The following is a 16,765-nucleotide window of genomic DNA, read 5'->3' as shown; positions in this document are numbered from 1 at the left end:
TTGCGTTATTCATTACGCGATCCACCAGCCCATCCCACCGCCCAGGAGCTCCCATGGACGACAGTTCCCCGGAAAAACCCCGCATCCTCTCACGCAAGACCGTCGCCGAGAGCCGTCTGTTCCGGGTCGAGGAACTCGAACTGCGCTTTTCCAACGGCGCCGAGCGTCACTTCGAACGGCTGCTTGGCAACGGCAAGGGCATCGGCGCGGTCATGATCGTCGCCATGCCCGACCCCGACCATGTGCTGCTCATCCGAGAGTACGCCGCCGGTTTCGAGGACTATGTACTGACCCTGCCCAAGGGCGTCGTGGACCCCGGCGAGGATATCGTCACCGCCGCCAACCGCGAGCTGATGGAAGAGTGTGGTGTGGGCGCCCGGCGTATCGAACCGCTGGTCGAGCTTTCCCTGTCGCCCAACTATATGCGCCAGCGTATGCAGGTCATGCTGGCGAGCGACCTCTACCCCAAGCGCCTGGAGGGCGATGAGCCGGAGCCGCTGGTGGTGGAGACCCATGCGCTGGACAGCATAACCGCGCTGCTCGCCCGGGAGGACTTCCACGAGGCCCGCGCCATCGCCGCGCTGTACATCGCCCGGGACAAGCTCAAGGGCGAGCAGGCCGATACCTCACTTTGGTAAGACCCACCCTACCAATACGACCAGGGGGCCCTGACGGCCCCCTGGTCAACGTGCCTTGGTCGAATTTTCCTTGGCCAAGCTTCCTTGGCCAAGGCCCTCTTGTCGTGCCTGGCTGATTCGCCTCAGCGACGGGCGTGCAGCCGGCGGAGGTTGCTGTTGCCTTCCTTCAGGCGCACCCAGCGCCCCTGGCGGTAGCTGTCGAGCCCCGCTTCCAGCAAGGTCATCACGTCCACCGCCTGCTCGCCGGACACCGGCGGCGGGTCGCCATGCAGCAGGGTCTGAGCGACGGCAGTGTAAAAGGCGGGATAATTGCCCGGTTCCGACAGCCACTCTTCGGTGACCAGGTCCGGCTCCTCGGCGCTGCCTCGGTTGAGGGTCAGTTGTCCCGGCGCATCGTCGACGCCCCAGTCTTCACTCGGCATCAGTCCCTGCTTGAGCCAGCCTTCCTGGGGGTCGAGCCCGTAGATCGAATAGCTGCCCTCGGTGCCATGCACCACGAAGCGCGGGCTGGGCTCCGCTACCAGCGAACTGGCCTGCAGGGTCACCCTGAGGCGGTCGTACTCGAGCAGCGCCAGAAAGTCGTCGTCCACCTCGGCACCGTCTCTGGCGGAGGCCAGTTCCAGCAGAATCGCCCGGGGCATGCCGAACAGCTCTATGGCCTGATCGAGCAGATGCGGGCCGAGGTCGTACCAGATGCCGCCACCGGGCTTGTGCTGCTCTCGCCAGCGGTTGTTCACCGCCGGTCGATAGCGATCGAATCGCGAGGTGAAGGATGTCACTCGCCCCAGCCGGCCCTGCTCCAGAAGCTTGCGCACCGTCAGGAAGTCGCAGTCCCACCGACGATTGTGAAAGACACTGAGCAGCAATTCCGAGCGGTCCGCCTGGGCGCGGAGCTGACGCGCCTCCGAGGCCGACACCGTGATCGGCTTGTCCACCACCACGTGCTTGCCTGCCGCAAGGGCCGCCTTGGCCATGGCATAGTGCTGCTCGTTGGGTGTAGCAATCACGATCAGGTCAACGTGGCGCACCTCGAGCAGCTCGTTGAGCTTGGCGTGCACCGTCACGTCCGGAAGGTCACGCAAGACCTTGTCGGCGTCGGAGCTGACCACCGAGGTCAACTCGAGCCCTGGCGCGGCCTGGATCAAGGGGGCATGGAAGGTCTTGGCAGCCATGCCGTAACCCACCAGGCCCACATTGAGAGTCTGTGTTTTCATAGCGGTCCCCGTGCCTGCATCTCGCCCATCTTGTCGAGGGCTTATTTGATCTGTCGATCCCCTGTCACGTCAGAATGACCAAATCCCCGGAAATTATCGAGTTCCGGCGTACACGCAAGCTGTTTCATTTCGCTGATCGGTCGCTCATTTCCTCAAGCGGGTCGCCTGAGCGCTGGACGCCATCAACGATGAAGGCCGGCGTATGCCGGCCTTCATCGAGCTACTCTGTGCTAAAAAGCGCAGATATTAGTCGTCAAGCTTTTCCAGATCGCGCACCGCGCCCATGTCTGCCGAGGTGGCTAGCAGGGCATAGGCCTTCAGCGCAGGAGTCACCTTGCGCAGACGCTGAATGCTCGGCTTCCAGGCATCCTTGCCGCGCTCCTGCTGGCGCTGGCGGCGCTCGGCAAGCTCGGCGTCGTCCAGCAGGACATTGATGGTCCGAGCGGGGATGTCGATGCGGATACGGTCGCCGTTTTCCACCAGAGCGATGGCGCCGCCGGCGGCGGCCTCCGGCGAGACGTGGCCGATCGACAGCCCTGAGGTGCCGCCGGAAAAGCGTCCGTCGGTGAGCAGGGCGCAGCCCTTGCCCAGTCCCTTGGACTTGAGATAGGACGTCGGGTAGAGCATCTCCTGCATGCCCGGGCCGCCCTTGGGGCCTTCGTAGCGGATCACCACCACGTCGCCTTCCTTCACCTTGTCGCCAAGGATATGTTCCACCGCCTGATCCTGAGACTCGACCACGTGGGCCGGCCCTTCGAACACCAGGATGCTGTCGTCGACGCCGGCGGTCTTCACCACACAGCCGTTCTCGGCGATGTTGCCCTTCAACACGGCGAGCCCGCCCTCCTTGGAGAAGGCGTGTTCGTAGTCGCGGATACAACCGGTGGCGCGGTCACCGTCCAGGCTCGGCCAGCGGGCGCTCTGGGAAAACGCCGTCTGGGTCGGGATACCACCGGGGCCGGCCTTGAAGAAGTTGACCACCTCCGCCGACGGATTGCGCATGATGTCCCACTCGTCGAGGGCCAGCTTGAGGCTGTCGCCGTAGACCGTGGGCACCGAGGTATCCAGCACTCCGGCGCGATCCAGCTCGCCGAGGATCGCCATGATGCCGCCGGCCCGGTGCACGTCCTCGATGTGATACTTCTGGGTATTGGGCGCCACCTTGCACAGCTGAGGGACTTCGCGGCTCAGCCGGTCGATGTCCATCATGTTGAAGTCGACGCCTGCCTCCTGGGCGGCGGCCAGCAGGTGCAGGATGGTGTTGGTGGAGCCGCCCATGGCGATGTCCAGGGTCATGGCGTTCTTGAACGCCGCCTTGGAGCCGATGGCACGGGGCAGCAGGTGCGCTTCGTCACCTTCGTAGTAGCGCCTGGCCAGCTCGACGATGCGCTCGCCCGCCGTCTCGAACAGGCGGCGGCGATCGGCGTGGGTGGCCAGCACCGTGCCGTTGCCCGGCAGCGCCAGGCCCAGTGCCTCGGTCAGGCAGTTCATGGAGTTGGCGGTGAACATGCCGGAGCAGCTGCCACAGGTGGGGCAGGCACTGCGCTCGACCTCGTTCAGGGTTTCCTCGTCCACCGAATCGTCGGCGGCCATGACCATGGCGTCCACCAGGTCCAGGCCGTGATCCAGCAGCTTGGTCTTGCCGGCTTCCATGGGGCCGCCGGAGACGAAGATCACCGGCACGTTGAGGCGCATGGCGGCCATCAACATTCCAGGCGTGATCTTGTCGCAGTTGGAGATGCACACCAGGGCGTCGGCGCAGTGGGCGTTGACCATGTACTCGACGCTATCGGCGATCAGATCGCGACTCGGCAGCGAATAGAGCATACCGTCGTGGCCCATGGCGATACCGTCGTCCACGGCGATGGTGTTGAATTCCTTGGCCACACCGCCGGCCTTTTCGATTTCACGGGCGACCAGCTGGCCCATGTCCTTCAGGTGAACGTGGCCCGGCACAAACTGGGTGAAGGAGTTCGCCACCGCGATGATCGGCTTCTGGAAGTCGCCATCCTTCATGCCGGTGGCGCGCCACAGGGCGCGAGCGCCGGCCATGTTGCGACCGGCGGTGGTGGTACGGGAGCGATACTCAGGCATGGAATCCTCGTCATTTTTCGTCCACCCGTGATGCAGAAGGCAACCGGGCGGTGTCGCGTGTCCAGACTGTCGATTCTGTCACGCACAGACGGCACTGACTAGCCTTGCACAGGCCATCACGCCACGGGCCCGAGAACCGCGTCATGCGGCCTCGGGCCCGATCCGGGACGGCTTGCCGGCTCACTGTCGGCGAAATACACCGTCATATTGCCGTTAGCCGAATACCACCTTGGCGACATCCTTGTAGCGATTAGCGAAATGCACGGTCATGCCGTCCTTGAGGTACTCCGGCAGTTCGTCATAGTCGCGCCGATTGGCCTCGGGCAGGATCACCTCGAAGATATCGCTGCGGCGCGCGGCGATAACCTTCTCGCGGATCCCGCCCACCGGCAGCACCTGTCCGGTCAGCGTCAGCTCCCCGGTCATCGCCAGGTTGCGCTCGATGGACTGATGACGCGCCAGTGACAGCAGCGCCGTGGTCATGGTCACCCCCGCCGAGGGGCCATCCTTGGGGGTGGCGCCTTCCGGCACGTGCAGGTGAACAAAGGAGGCATCGAAGAAGCCGGCATCGGCGCCGTACTCGGTCAGGTGCCCCTGAACATAGCTGTAGGCGATGTTGGCCGACTCCTTCATCACGTCGCCCAATTGGCCTGTGAGCTTGAAGCCGCGATCCAGCCCGTGCACCTTGCCGGCCTCGATGGACAGGGTGGCACCGCCCATGGAGGTCCAGGCCAGGCCGGTGACCACGCCCTGCCCTTTCATCACCTTTTCCTTGCGGAACAGTGGGGCGCCGAGGAATTCCTCGAGGTTCTTGAGCGAGACCTTGACCGTCGCCTGGTCGTTCTCCAGAAGCTTGACGGCGGCCTTGCGCACGATCCGGTGCAGCTGTTTCTCCAGCTGGCGGACACCGGCCTCCCTGGCGTAGCCCTCGACCACCTGGCGCAGGGCTGCGGCGGTCAGATTGATACGCTTTTTGGGGATGTTGTCGCGCTTGAGCAGCTTGGGCCAGAGGTGGTTCCTGGCGATTGCCTGCTTCTCTTCGGCGATATAGCCCGACAGGCGAATCTGCTCCATACGGTCGAGCAACGCCGGCGGGATGGAATCCAGGGTATTGGCGGTGCACACAAACAGCACCTTGGACAGGTCCAGGCGAACGTCGAGGTAGTGGTCGAGGAAGTCGACGTTCTGCTCCGGGTCCAGCACCTCGAGCAAGGCCGAGGCCGGATCGCCCTGGAAGGACTGGCCCATCTTGTCGATCTCGTCGAGCATGATCACCGGGTTCTCGACCTCGACCTCCTTGAGCGCCTGGACCAGCTTGCCGGGCATGGCGCCGACGTAGGTGCGCCGGTGGCCCTTGATCTCGGCCTCGTCGCGCATGCCACCCACCGAGAAGCGATAGAACTCACGGCCGAGCGCCTCGGCGATGGAGCGACCGATGGAGGTCTTGCCGACACCTGGCGGTCCCACCAGCAGCACGATGGAGCCCCCCACGTCACCCTTGAAGGTACCCTCGGCGAGGAACTCGACGATCCGCTCCTTGACGTCGGTGAGTCCGTCATGGTCGCGGTCGAGTACCTGTCTGGCGTGGGCCAGGTCCAGCTGGTCCTGGCTGCGCTGGCCCCAGGGCATGGCCGTCAGCCAGTCCAGATAGTTGCGGGTGGTGCCATATTCGGGCGAACCGGTCTCGAGCACCGACAGCTTGGCCAGCTCGTCGTCGATGCGTTCCTGCACCCGCTCGGGCACCTCGCGGCCCTCGAGGCGCGCGCGGAAGGTGTCGACGTCGTTTTCACGGTCGTCCTTGGAGATGCCCAGCTCACGCTGGATCACCTTGAGCTGCTCGCGCAGGAAGAATTCGCGCTGACGCTCCTGCATCTGGGCGTTGACCTGCTCGCTGATCTCGCTCTGCAGCTGCGCCACCTCGATCTCCTTGCGCAGCAGCGGCAGCACCTTCTGCATCCGCGGCACCACCGGCAGCGTGGCGAGCACGTCCTGCAGCTCCTGCCCCTGGGCGGAGGTGATGGCGGCGGCGAAGTCGGTCAACGGGCCCGGCTCGTGGGGACTGAAGCGATTGAGGTAGTGCTTGAGTTCCTCGCCGTACAGCGGATTGATCGGCAACAGTTCCTTGATGCCGTTGATCAGCGCCATGGCGTAGGCGCGGGTCTCGTCTTCCTCCGCGTCCACCGGCTCACGAGGGTAGGACACCTCGACCAGAAACGGCGGGGTGCGCGACAGCCAGCGCTCGATCTTGAAGCGTCGCACGCCCTGGGCGATGAACTGGATCTGGTTGTCCTCGCCCTGCAGCTTGTGGGCCTTGACCGCGGTGCCGATGGTCGGAAAGTCCTCGTGGGACAGCTCCTCGACACCGGCCTCTCCGACGAAGGCGAGACCGACGGTGTCATGGGGAGTATTGGCGACCCGCTCGATGGTCTCGGACCAGCGTTCGCGGTTGATCACCAGCGGCTGCACCTGGGCGGGAAAGAAGGGACGATTGTGAATCGGCAACAGGTAAAGCCGTTCCGGCAGCGAGGCGCTGGCAGGAATCACCGCATGGCCCTGGACCTGCTCGCCATCGGCCAGGCCGTCCGCGGTTCCGTCTTCGGCGTCGCCACTCATGGGAATCCAGTCCAGATCGTCGGACCGGGGATCGCGATCATCGCTCATGGTGTCCTCATCCTGAAGTAGGGGGCGTCTTGCCCGTCTGGGTATCAGCAATGCGGGCGACCACGACCAAGTTCAAGGCGTGAAAGGAGGATAGCAGCAGAGTGCCGCCATCGGGGACGCTGCCGGGCCCGGCCGGGAGGGACTTCAGGGGACAGGAATCTGGTGGCTCTTCTGACGTCTGACGGTGTGAGCGGAGTCCGCTCAACCACCCAGCAGCGGTGGTACCGGACGTCCGTTGACCCGCAGTCGCCCCTTGACCACGTCGATGCCCAGCATCGAGGTATCCAGCGGCAACCCCAGCCACAGCGCGACCACGGCCGGCGGCTCACGCCATTCGAAGTCTCCGTCCAGGCGCTGGCGAAAGCGCTCACGCATCTCGGGGCGATCCAGCGACAGCAGGCTCAGCGACGCAAGGTCTCGGGGGTCCAGCACCAGCACGCCCTCGCCCTTGAGACTCAGTCCCAGCATGGGGCTGTCGAGATCCACGTCCTTCAGATCCAGACGCGGAGAGTCCTTGAGCAACTGGGCCAGGGCGCGATCCATCGCCGAGTAGGCCTCGGCGTCCTCGAGCGAGACGGTGCCTAGCGCGGTCTTGTGACGCGCCAGGGCCACCACCGAACGCAGCGCCTCGGCGTTGATGCGAGACAGCTCCAGACTGACCTCGCCGTCCACCAGCATGTCGTCGCCGGAGCGCACCTCACCGATGGTCAAGGTGCTCTGCAGCCTCAGCTCGCTGTCATCCAGCAGGGTGCGGGCCTCGAGCACCAGTTCGGTGCCATCCAGGTTGACCTGAGGGTGACGCAGACTGACGGCGTCCAGGGTCAGCTTGTCCTGCTGGGTGAAGTGCAGGGCCCCGGGGGTATAGGCGTAACGGCTTTCGTGATGGAGCGGGCCGATTTCCAGCACCGCGTCTCCATCGCGCAACTCGATCGCCTCCAGCAGCACCTGGGTGCGCCAGTCGCCATAGACTCCGTCAAAGGCGATACGTCCACCGGAGAATTGCAGCGAGCGAGGCGCTTCACCGGACGGAGACTGACTGATGAGAAATGGTGCCAGCCGCAACTCCCCCTGCAGGGTGCCCCCCAGGGTGCGGTAGTGAGCTTCCCAGCGGGGCGGGCTTGCCGGCATGGCATCACCGAACAGGCGCCGGTCGGCGTCGCCGACGTGTACGTCGAGCCGGCCAAAGACGCTGGTATCGAGTACGCCGTGGCGTGCCTCATAGGGAATCGCAAGATGCCAGGCGTGACCGATCAGGGGAGCCACATGCAACACGCCGGAGGAACGCAGCCAGCCCTGCTCCACGTCGTCGCGCGAGATTCGCAGGTCACCGCGCGCCTCGAGATCGGCAAGCGCCCTCTCCAGTTCGCGCTCGAACAGCAGACTGGCGAGATATTGGGCCACCGCCCAGGCCAGCGCCAGCACCACCACCACCGGTACGATCCATCGTTCCTTGCGCATTCCTTGCCCTCTCTGCCGAGAGGAGCCTCCCTGCCCCCGTCGGCGTGACGATACGCTGTTCAGTGTAGCCAGAACCACAGGTGCATGGTGCACCAGGAGTAAACGCCGGCCATGACATCATCGACCATGATGCCGAAGCCGCCGGCGACGCGACGATCGGCCCAGCGGATGGGCCAGGGCTTGATCACGTCGAATACGCGAAAGACAACGAAGCCCCACAGCGCCGCTTCCCACGAAAAGGGCACCGCCGCCATGGTCAGCCAGTAGCCGACAAACTCGTCCCAGACGATACCGGAGTGGTCGTGCACGCCGAGGTCCCGGGACGTCTTGTCGCACAGCCAGACACCCCAGACGAAGGTGATGGCGATCATCACCAGGTACCAGCCCAGGGTCAGCTCGGACAACAGCCAGTAGAAGGGAATGGCCGCCAGGGTCCCGAAGGTCCCCGGGGCAAAGGGCGCCGCCCCGCTGCCCAGCCCGAAGGCAAGAAAATGGGTCGGTCGACGCCACACGCTAGCCGGTGCTTTGTTCACGATGTCCCTCCGTGGAAATGTTGCCACCCCGGCAGCGAAGAGGCATTCACCCCTTGTATCCCCGGCGACGCGGTGACCTGGCCGATGGCAACGAAGGCGAGCCCCAGTTCCGCCAGTGCCAGGCGGGCCCGATCGAACGCCGCCGACGGCAGCGCCACGACCAGCTCGTAGTCGTCGCCGCCGGTCAGGGCGGCCTCTCGGGCCGCCTCGGTGCCGAGGGCCTCTACGAGCCCTTCGGCCAGAGGCAGCGCTTCGGCGTCAAGACGCGCCCCGACACCGCTGGCTTTCAGCAGGTGACCAAGGTCGGCAAGCAACCCGTCGGAGACGTCGATGGCCGCGCTGGCCAGTCCCCGCAGCGCCAGACCTGCCTGCCAGCGCGCCTGGGGCAACAGGTAGCGGGCAAGCAGCGGTGACTCAAGATCTCGCTGACCCTCGTACCAGGCCGCCAGTCCCCCGGCGCCGCCACCCAGCGCACCGGTGACCGCCAGCACGTCCCCGGCGCGGGCACCGTCACGACGCAGCGCCTCGCCCGTGGGTACCTCACCCATCACGGTGACGCTGACGGCGCGTTGGCCCCGGGTGACGTCGCCCCCGACCAGGGTCATGTCCGCCTCGTCGCACACAGCATGGAAGCCCTGGGCGAACTTTGCCACCCACTGCTCTTCCACCTCGGGCAACGTCAGCGCCATCAGACACCAGCGCGGCTGCGCGCCCATGGCGGCCAGATCACTCAGGCTCACCGCCAGGGCGCGATGCCCCAGCGCCTGCGGCGGTGCGTCTTCGGGAAAATGCTGCCCTTCCACCGACGTGTCGACGCTGACCACCAGTTCGTGCCCTGGCGCAGGGCGCATCAGGCAGGCGTCGTCACCCACCCCGAGCGAGACGCCGGAGGCCTTGCCGGGCTCGCCCGTCGTGGGCGCCAGCCAGCGCTCGATGAGTTCGAATTCTCCGTACATCAGGCGCGACCTTCAGCGGCGACGGGCACTGACCTCGGCGCTTCTGAGCTTGATGGCCAGCTTGTCGAGAATGCTGTTGATGTACTTGTGGCCATCGGTGGCGCCAAAGGACTTGGCCAGCTCGACCCCTTCGTTGATCACCGCCCGATAAGGGACCTCCAGACGCTTGGACAGCTCGTAGGCCCCAAGGCGCAGGATCGCCAGCTCGATCGGATCGATGTCCTCGAGGCGGCGGTCCAGCAGCGGCGAGATCGAGGCGTCGAGCTCCTTGCGGTAGCGTGCGACGTTATGCAGTAGCTCATGGAACAGCGCCAGATCGGCGATTTCCATGACCTTGAGCCAGTTCTCGTGCACCTCCAGGTCGTCATCGGGCACCTGGCTGCGAAATTCGGCCTCGACCGCGGTGATGGACTTGTCGGTCATCTGCCACTGATAAAGTCCCTGCACCGCCAGCTCGCGAGCCGCACGGCGAGACTGCTGGGCCTTGCTGGGCGCACGCTGTTCGCGGCTCATGCGGACGCCTCCTCGGCATCGTCACCAAAATGACGCAGCAGCGACACCATCTCCATGGCGGCCATGGCGGCTTCGACGCCCTTGTTGCCGGCCTTGGTGCCGGCCCGCTCGATGGCCTGCTCGATGGAGTTGACCGTCAGCACACCGTTGGCCACCGGGGTGTCGAACTCCAGCTGCAGCCGCGACAGCGCGGAATTGCACTCGCCGGCCACGTGCTCGAAGTGCGGGGTACCGCCGCGAATGACCGCGCCGAGCGCGACCACGGCGTCGGGACGCGCCACCGCCAGCACACGCTTGACCGCCAGCGGCAGTTCCCAGGCGCCAGGGACGTGGACGATGTCGATCATCTCCATGTCCACCCCGTGGCGCACCAGGCTGTCCACCGCGCCCTCGACCAGGCTATCTACCACATGGTGATTGAAGCGGCCCACGACGATCACGTAGCGGCCCTGGACGTCGACGAAGCTGCCTTCGACTTGGGAAATAGGTTGCATCTTGAATCTTCCTGAATGTACCGGCCTGGGGCCGGTAGTCGGGGTGACCCTGTCAAAGGGCCTGTCCCCTGGTAAAAACCGAAACACCGGACGCCAGCATTACTGCCTCGCCCGGCGTGAATCAACCGCTGATATCACCTGGCGAGACGATGTCCACCACCTCGAGATCAAAACCCGACAGCGCGGAGAACTTCCACGGTGAGCTCAGCAGACGCATCCTGCCGACACCGAGCTCGCGCAGGATCTGGGAGCCGGTGCCGATGGTCAGGTAGTTGCCGGCGCCGTCGGACTCGCTGCCGCGAGCGGTGCGGCGGCGCTCCAGGAACACCTGCAGCATATCGTTGAGGTCCTGATGCGGACGCATGTCATCGAGCAGCACGAAGACACCCTGCTCGGCCCGCGCCACCTCTTCCAGCGCCTGGTGGGCGCGCCAGGAGGCGTCCTCGCCCTTAACCAGGCACATCAGGTCACGCATCTCGTTGGCCAGATGCACCCGCACCGTGGTCACGCTGTCCGGACTCGGCGAGCCCTTCACCAGCGCCAGGTGGTGCACCTTGTGGGTGCGGTCGAGAAAGACGTGGGCGGTCAGCTCACCGTAGGCGGTGGTCACCGGCAGTCGCTCGACCTCTTCTACCGTCTGCTCGTTGTGGATCCGGTAGTGGATCAGGTCGGCGATGGTGCCCATCTTGATCCCGTGGGTCTCGGCGAAGCGCTCGAGCTCAGGACGTCGGGCCATGCTGCCATCGTCGTTCATGATCTCGCAGATCACACCGCTGGGATCACAACCGGCCAGGGCGGCCAGATCGCAGGCCGCCTCAGTGTGGCCGGCGCGCCTGAGCACGCCGCCGGGCTCGGCCATCAGCGGAAAGATGTGGCCGGGCTGGACGATGTCTTCTGCCTTGGCATTGCGCGCGCTGGCGGCCTGCACCGTGCGTGCGCGGTCAGCAGCGGAGATGCCGGTGCTGACCCCTTCGGCGGCCTCGATGGACAGGGTGAACTTGGTACCGAAACCGGAGCCGTTGTCCTGCACCATCAGCGGCAGCTTGAGCTGTTCGCAGCGCTCCCGGGTCATCGGCATGCAGATCAGACCACGGGCGTGAACCGCCATGAAGTTGATGTGCCAGGCCTCGACCTTCTCGGCGGCCATGATGATGTCACCTTCGTTTTCCCGATCCTCGTCGTCCATCAGGATCACCATACGGCCCTGGCGGATATCCTCGACGAGTTCGGCAATAGGGGCCAGGCCCCCGCTGGAAGACTGCGACATGTATGCTCCCTGGATCTAAAATGGCCACTCGCGACGGCGGCCAGAAACCGCGTCAGGGTACCGTGGCGCGGCGTCGGGCGCCAGTCAAAGACAAAGACCTGACAGGGCGTCGGGCGCCGCTTATATCAAGATCGGACACTGCGACTCCGCGTTGGGCGCCGCTTATATGAAGCCCCGCTACTGCGATCCCCCGGCGACTTTCGTCGAATCAGTGCTCGGCGCAGGCGGCCAGCGCCGGGCGCGCCAGAATACGCCAGTCCTTGCCGAGGGCACGGATATCGAGAATTTCCAGAGGCCGCTGCTCGGCCATGCGTTCGATGCCCGACAACGCCATCAGCCCGCGCGCGTCGGAGCCGAGCAGGGTCGGCGCCATGTAAAGACGCAACTCGTCCACCAGACAGGCATCCATCAAGGCACCTGCCAGGGTCGCGCCGGTCTCCACCAACAGCTCGTTGCAGCCGCCCTCGTCACCGAGCCACTTGAGCAGTGCGCCAAGATCGACGCGGCCGTCGTCGCCTGCTGGCATCTCCAGCACCCGCGCGCCGGAGCGCATCAGCGCGTCTCTGCGAGGGGATTCGCTGCCCTCGACGCAGACCACCAGCGTCTCCCCTGGCTCGCTCAGGCAGGCAGCGGCCAGCGGCATGCGCAGGCGCGAGTCCACCACGACCCTAAGCGGCTGGCGTCGGGCGATGACTTCGGCGTCATCGAGCCCGAGCTGATCGGCACGCACCGTCAGCCGCGAGTTGTCGAAGATGATCGAATCCACCCCGGTGAGGATGGCGCAGCTCTGAGCCCGCAGCCGCTGGACGTCACGCCGAGCCTCGGCACCGGTGATCCACTGGGACTCGCCGGAGGCCATGGCGGTACGGCCGTCGAGGCTCATGGCGAGCTTGAGGCTGACCCGTGGACGCCCCCGGGTCATGCGCGACACGAAGCCGGCGTTCAATACCTGGGCGTCCGCCTCGAGGCAACCGAGCCTTACCTCGACCCCGGCGTCACGCAGGCGTGCGATACCGCGTCCCGCCACCTGAGGATTGGGATCCTGCATGGCTACCACCACCCTGGCGACACCGGCCTTGATCAAGGCATCGCAGCAAGGCCCTGTGCGCCCCTGGTGGGAGCAGGGTTCCAGCGTCACGTAGGCGGTGGCGCCTCGGGCGTGCTCACCGGCAGCCTCGAGTGCATGGACCTCGGCGTGGGGTTCCCCGGCGCGCTGATGGTAGCCGTCGGCCAGATGCTTGCCGTGCTTGACCAGTACGCAGCCGACCCTCGGATTGGGCATGGTTGTGTAGCGACCGCGTTCGGCCAGCTTCAATGCCCTGGCCATCCAGGCTTCATCCTGGCCTGGCGTGATGTCCGTCGGATTCATGTGCTCTCCCCGGTGTCGGGCGAGAAACTCGGCTCCTGGGCCAGGCGGTCGATCTCGGCGCGAAATTCGTCGATATCCTGAAACCGTCGATAGACTGAGGCAAAGCGGATATACGCCACCTGATCGAGGCGCTTCAGGGCATTCATCACCTCTTCACCGACCACCCGCGCCTGGACCTCGCGCTCGCCCCGTGCGCGCAGGTTCTGGCGGATACGTTCCACCGCCGCCTCGATCGACTCGGCGCTGACCGGGCGCTTTTCCAGCGCCCGCAGCATGCCGGCCCGCAGCTTGATCTCGTCGAACACCTCCCGCGAGCCATCGGCCTTGATGATCCGTGGCATGATAAGTTCAGCGGTCTCGTAGGTGGTGAAGCGCTCGCCGCAGCCAGCACACTGCCGCCGTCGGCGCACCTGATCACCTTCGGCGACCAGCCGGGAGTCAGTCACTCGGGTCTCTTGGGCGCCACAGAAGGGGCAATGCATAGCGGACAGTCCGGCAGGAAAAATATGTCGCCATAGTGTAACGGCTGAGGCCAGCCCCGCCCAGCGCAATGGCCCAGGTCATCCGCGATTTCAGCTGAGTTGGCACGCCCTGTGCTTGATACTTTCTTTCTAGCCGTCAATGAAATGGCGAGCGCTCACGGGGCAAGGCGCCCCCACGCCTGCGGAGGACACCATGGCAAGCCACCTCTCCCCCCTGGAACCCGACGACTTTCGCCAGCGTGCCGCAGAGCTGCTCGCGCCTCTCTATGGTGCACGCAGCGAAGAGGTCCTGCGCCGTCTGCTGCGCCTGATCGACGCGCAGGGGGCCGGGTTGAGGCACCGTCATGGTGCACGCCAGACGCTGTGGAGCGAGCAGGACCAGTGGCTGATCGTCTATGGCGACTCGCTGCTGGATGCCGACAAGCCCCCCCTGGCGGTACTCGATGAGTTCCTGAGCAAGCGCCTGAAGACCGTCTTCAGCGGTGTCCATGTGCTGCCCTTCTTCCCCTGGAGCAGCGACGACGGCTTCTCGGTGATCCACTATCGCGAGGTCGACCCGAAACTGGGCGACTGGCGCGATATCCGGCGCCTGGCCAGTCACCATGATCTGATGGTGGACCTGGTGCTCAACCATGTCTCGCGGGAATCGCTGTGGTTCGCCGACTATCTCGGCGGCAACCTGCCCGGGCGCGACTACTTCATCGAGATGGACCCCGATACCGATCTCAGCGAGGTGGTGCGTCCGCGCAGCTCGCCGCTGCTGGTCCCCGTCAGTACCCGCCGTGGCGTTCGTCACCTGTGGGCGACCTTCTCCGAGGACCAGATCGACCTCAACTTCGCCAACCCCGACGTGTTGATCGAATTCGTCGGCATCCTGCTGTTCTACCTGCAGCAGGGCGCCCGCATCGTCCGGCTGGACGCCGTCGCCTTCCTGTGGAAACGCCCCGGCACCCGCTGTATCCACCTTCCCGAGACCCACGCGGTGGTGCGGCTGTTGCGGGCGGTGGTCGACCACGTCGCCCCCGGCACCCTGATCATCACCGAGACCAATGTGCCCCACGCCGAGAACATCAGCTACTTCGGCCTGGAGCGACAGGACACGCCGCCCGACGAGGCCCACCTGGTCTACCAGTTCCCGCTGCCACCTCTGTTGCTGCACACCTTGACCAGTGGCGAGGCCGGCACCCTGGCGCGCTGGCTCGACAGCCTGCCCGAGCTCCCCGCCGGCTGCAGCTATCTGAATTTCACCGCCAGCCACGATGGCATTGGTGTGCGCCCGCTGGAAGGCTGGCTGGAAGGCCACGAGATCGACGCCCTGGTCGCCTTGATGCAGCGCTTCGGTGGCTTCGTCAGCATGCGCCGGCAGGCCGACGGCAGCGACAGCCCCTACGAGCTCAATATCACCTGGTTCGATGCCATGAGCGGGACCCGGCGCGGACCCGACCCGTGGCAGGTCGAGCGCTTCCTGTTGAGCCAGCACCTGATGCTGGTGCTGAAGGGTATCCCCGGCGTCTACCTGCACTGCCTGACCGCCACCCAGAACGACCACGACGGGGTCGAACGCAGCGGACGCCTGCGTTCGATCAATCGCAAGCGCTGGGACCGCCAGGAGCTGGAACCTCTGCTGGACAGCCGTCACACGCCGACCCGCGAGGTGTTCTTCGCCCTCACCCGCCGTCTCGAGATCCGTCGCAGGGAACCCTGCTTCCACCCCGATGCGGCCCAGACGGTCATCCCCACACCACCGGAGCTGCTGGCGATCCAGCGCGGCCCCCTGGACGATGGCCGTCGACTGTTGGCCATTCACAACGTCACCGATCGGCCTCAGCCACTGGTACTGGACGGCCTCGACCAGTCCGGCTGGCAGGACCTGCTGGAAGGGGGCGCCTGGCAGCCCGTCGACACCCTGGCCCCCTATCGTTCACTGTGGCTGGTGCGCACCGACAGATAAGTCGCCGCACGCTCGGTGTATCGCACAACAGCGCGGCCCTGGCGCTTTCACTGCCCGGCGACGTCAGCGGTCGAACCGAAGGCGTTTGCTGCTGTCCTAGTGCGAGTGATTCTCGCTTGTCGCGGGATTCGTCCTACAAGATGCCGGAGAGTAACGACATGCCCCGCCGCCCCCGACTGCCCCGCCTGCCCGACCTGCCCCGCCATCAGCGTTCCTTCATGACCCTGGCGGCGGTGGCCTTCGGCCTGATGCCACTGTCCAGCGTCGAGGCCGAGGACCACCCCGCCCCCATCGAGGCGCTGGAAGAGGAAGGTCTTGAGGTGCACGGTGAATTCGACGCGCCGGGTGGGCTCAGCGGCTTCGCCGCCAGCCATCGCGGACAGCCGATGACCATCTTCGTCACCGAGGATGGCGAGCACGCCATCGTCGGCAATCTGATCGATGCCGACGCCAACAATCTGTCGGAGGCGCCGCTGGAGCGCCTGGTACGCGGGCCCCAGGACGAGACCACCTGGCAGAGCCTTGAGGACAGCGCCTGGATCGCCGACGGCGATCCCGACGCCGAGCGCATCGTCTATGTGTTCACCGATCCCAACTGCCCCTACTGCACCCGCCTGTGGCAGCAAAGCCGGCCCTTCGTCGAAAGCGGCCAGGTCCAGCTACGCCACGTGATGGTCGGTATCCTCGACCCCGAAAGTCCGCGCCAGGCGGTCACGATGCTGGCCGCCGAAGACCCTCAGGCCGCCCTCCGCGCCCATGAGAGCGGCGATCCGATTGAGCCCATGCGCCAACTGCCCAGAGACCTGGAGCAACGCCTGCAGAGCAACCATGAACTGTTTCGCAGCTTCGGCATGGTGGCGACCCCGGGCATCGTCTATCGCAACGAAGGCAAGCTCGAGATGAGCCAAGGCCTGCCCAGCGAAGAACTGTTCCATACCATCATGGGGCCGGAGCCCGACTGACAGGGTTCATCAAGGCGCTGGCACCAGGCCCCGGGCGGGGCCTGGTGCCAGCGCGATTTAGGCTTTATCCGAAAAGTCGACGAGCGATGGTTAGACAAGGCAAAAATCGGTGAGAAAGCGCAGTTTACGTGGTGTAAATGAGCATTTTGACCTGATTTTTAACGCCGTATTAC

Annotated in this window: 14 protein-coding genes; 3 read left to right on the top strand and 11 right to left on the bottom strand. The window is 65.4% G+C overall.

Going from position 1 to position 16,765, the window contains the following annotated elements:
* Nucleotides 1-53: 53 nt before the first annotated feature.
* Complete coding sequence (gene nudE / locus C9F12_RS04930; protein WP_045993076.1) at nucleotides 54-638, top strand: ADP compounds hydrolase NudE; 585 nt, start codon at nucleotides 54-56, stop codon at nucleotides 636-638.
* Between the two features lie 122 nt (nucleotides 639-760).
* Here the strand turns inward: nudE and C9F12_RS04925 are convergent, their stop codons facing one another.
* From C9F12_RS04925 to nrdR, 11 genes are all read right to left on the bottom strand, one after another.
* Nucleotides 761-1,852, bottom strand: a complete 1,092-nt coding sequence (locus tag C9F12_RS04925) for an oxidoreductase (protein ID WP_045993077.1) — start codon at nucleotides 1,850-1,852, stop codon at nucleotides 761-763.
* 246 nt (nucleotides 1,853-2,098) lie between these two features.
* Complete coding sequence (gene ilvD, locus C9F12_RS04920) at nucleotides 2,099-3,946, bottom strand: dihydroxy-acid dehydratase (RefSeq protein WP_108131397.1); 1,848 nt, start codon at nucleotides 3,944-3,946, stop codon at nucleotides 2,099-2,101.
* A 213-nt stretch (nucleotides 3,947-4,159) separates the two neighbouring features.
* Nucleotides 4,160-6,607 carry an endopeptidase La gene (gene lon / locus C9F12_RS04915; RefSeq protein WP_108448155.1) on the bottom strand — a complete coding sequence of 816 codons (2,448 nt, stop codon included), beginning with the start codon at nucleotides 6,605-6,607 and terminating at the stop codon, nucleotides 4,160-4,162.
* Between the two features lie 201 nt (nucleotides 6,608-6,808).
* Entirely contained in the window at nucleotides 6,809-8,065 is a 1,257-nt protein-coding gene (locus C9F12_RS04910) for a DUF945 family protein (protein WP_108448154.1), read from the bottom strand.
* A 59-nt stretch (nucleotides 8,066-8,124) separates the two neighbouring features.
* Nucleotides 8,125-8,598: a phosphatidylglycerophosphatase A gene (locus tag C9F12_RS04905; RefSeq protein WP_045993081.1), complete on the bottom strand. Its 474-nt coding sequence runs from the start codon at nucleotides 8,596-8,598 to the stop codon at nucleotides 8,125-8,127.
* Nucleotides 8,595-9,554: a thiamine-phosphate kinase gene (gene thiL / locus C9F12_RS04900; protein ID WP_045993082.1), complete on the bottom strand. Its 960-nt coding sequence runs from the start codon at nucleotides 9,552-9,554 to the stop codon at nucleotides 8,595-8,597. Before thiL ends, C9F12_RS04905 begins: the two co-directional genes overlap by 4 nt.
* 12 nt (nucleotides 9,555-9,566) lie before the next feature.
* Nucleotides 9,567-10,067 (bottom strand): transcription antitermination factor NusB, encoded by a 501-nt coding sequence (gene nusB, locus C9F12_RS04895; protein ID WP_045993083.1) that lies wholly within the window; start codon nucleotides 10,065-10,067, stop codon nucleotides 9,567-9,569.
* Nucleotides 10,064-10,561, bottom strand: a complete 498-nt coding sequence (ribE, locus tag C9F12_RS04890) for a 6,7-dimethyl-8-ribityllumazine synthase (protein ID WP_108448153.1) — start codon at nucleotides 10,559-10,561, stop codon at nucleotides 10,064-10,066. The genes nusB and ribE overlap by 4 nt, the downstream gene beginning before the upstream one ends.
* A 121-nt stretch (nucleotides 10,562-10,682) precedes the next feature.
* Nucleotides 10,683-11,828, bottom strand: coding sequence for a bifunctional 3,4-dihydroxy-2-butanone-4-phosphate synthase/GTP cyclohydrolase II (gene ribBA, locus C9F12_RS04885; RefSeq protein ID WP_108131394.1), 1,146 nt, complete (start codon nucleotides 11,826-11,828; stop codon nucleotides 10,683-10,685).
* 208 nt (nucleotides 11,829-12,036) lie between these two features.
* Entirely contained in the window at nucleotides 12,037-13,197 is a 1,161-nt protein-coding gene (ribD, locus tag C9F12_RS04880) for a bifunctional diaminohydroxyphosphoribosylaminopyrimidine deaminase/5-amino-6-(5-phosphoribosylamino)uracil reductase RibD (RefSeq protein ID WP_108448152.1), read from the bottom strand.
* A complete protein-coding gene (gene nrdR / locus C9F12_RS04875; RefSeq protein ID WP_045993087.1) occupies nucleotides 13,194-13,679 on the bottom strand; it encodes a transcriptional regulator NrdR in 486 nt (161 codons plus the stop codon). The genes ribD and nrdR overlap by 4 nt, the downstream gene beginning before the upstream one ends.
* A gap of 193 nt (nucleotides 13,680-13,872) precedes the next feature.
* Between nrdR and C9F12_RS04870 the strand changes: the two genes are divergently transcribed.
* Both C9F12_RS04870 and dsbG read left to right on the top strand, forming a co-directional pair.
* Nucleotides 13,873-15,630 carry a sugar phosphorylase gene (locus tag C9F12_RS04870; RefSeq protein ID WP_108448151.1) on the top strand — a complete coding sequence of 586 codons (1,758 nt, stop codon included), beginning with the start codon at nucleotides 13,873-13,875 and terminating at the stop codon, nucleotides 15,628-15,630.
* A 158-nt stretch (nucleotides 15,631-15,788) separates the two neighbouring features.
* On the top strand, nucleotides 15,789-16,592 hold the full coding sequence (gene dsbG / locus C9F12_RS04865) for a thiol:disulfide interchange protein DsbG (protein ID WP_240184174.1): 804 nt from the start codon (nucleotides 15,789-15,791) through the stop codon (nucleotides 16,590-16,592).
* The last annotated feature ends 173 nt before the right edge of the window (nucleotides 16,593-16,765 follow it).

The organism is Halomonas sp. BN3-1, from assembly GCF_003056325.1.
GTDB classification, from domain to species: Bacteria; Pseudomonadota; Gammaproteobacteria; order Pseudomonadales; family Halomonadaceae; genus Halomonas; species Halomonas litopenaei.
The sequence above is the reverse complement of the archived record's forward strand: the minus strand, read 5'-3'. Positions and strand labels throughout refer to the sequence as shown.

Excerpts from the sequence above, each read along its gene's own strand:
- nudE (WP_045993076.1), top strand. The coding sequence starts at position 54 with ATGGACGACAGTTCCCCGGAAAAACCCCGCATCCTCTCACGCAAGACC.
- C9F12_RS04925 (WP_045993077.1), bottom strand. The coding sequence starts at position 1,852 with ATGAAAACACAGACTCTCAATGTGGGCCTGGTGGGTTACGGCATGGCT.
- ilvD (WP_108131397.1), bottom strand. The coding sequence starts at position 3,946 with ATGCCTGAGTATCGCTCCCGTACCACCACCGCCGGTCGCAACATGGCC.
- lon (WP_108448155.1), bottom strand. The coding sequence starts at position 6,607 with ATGAGCGATGATCGCGATCCCCGGTCCGACGATCTGGACTGGATTCCC.
- C9F12_RS04910 (WP_108448154.1), bottom strand. The coding sequence starts at position 8,065 with ATGCGCAAGGAACGATGGATCGTACCGGTGGTGGTGGTGCTGGCGCTG.
- thiL (WP_045993082.1), bottom strand. The coding sequence starts at position 9,554 with ATGTACGGAGAATTCGAACTCATCGAGCGCTGGCTGGCGCCCACGACG.
- nusB (WP_045993083.1), bottom strand. The coding sequence starts at position 10,067 with ATGAGCCGCGAACAGCGTGCGCCCAGCAAGGCCCAGCAGTCTCGCCGT.
- ribE (WP_108448153.1), bottom strand. The coding sequence starts at position 10,561 with ATGCAACCTATTTCCCAAGTCGAAGGCAGCTTCGTCGACGTCCAGGGC.
- ribBA (WP_108131394.1), bottom strand. The coding sequence starts at position 11,828 with ATGTCGCAGTCTTCCAGCGGGGGCCTGGCCCCTATTGCCGAACTCGTC.
- ribD (WP_108448152.1), bottom strand. The coding sequence starts at position 13,197 with ATGAATCCGACGGACATCACGCCAGGCCAGGATGAAGCCTGGATGGCC.
- nrdR (WP_045993087.1), bottom strand. The coding sequence starts at position 13,679 with ATGCATTGCCCCTTCTGTGGCGCCCAAGAGACCCGAGTGACTGACTCC.
- C9F12_RS04870 (WP_108448151.1), top strand. The coding sequence starts at position 13,873 with ATGGCAAGCCACCTCTCCCCCCTGGAACCCGACGACTTTCGCCAGCGT.
- dsbG (WP_240184174.1), top strand. The coding sequence starts at position 15,789 with ATGCCCCGCCGCCCCCGACTGCCCCGCCTGCCCGACCTGCCCCGCCAT.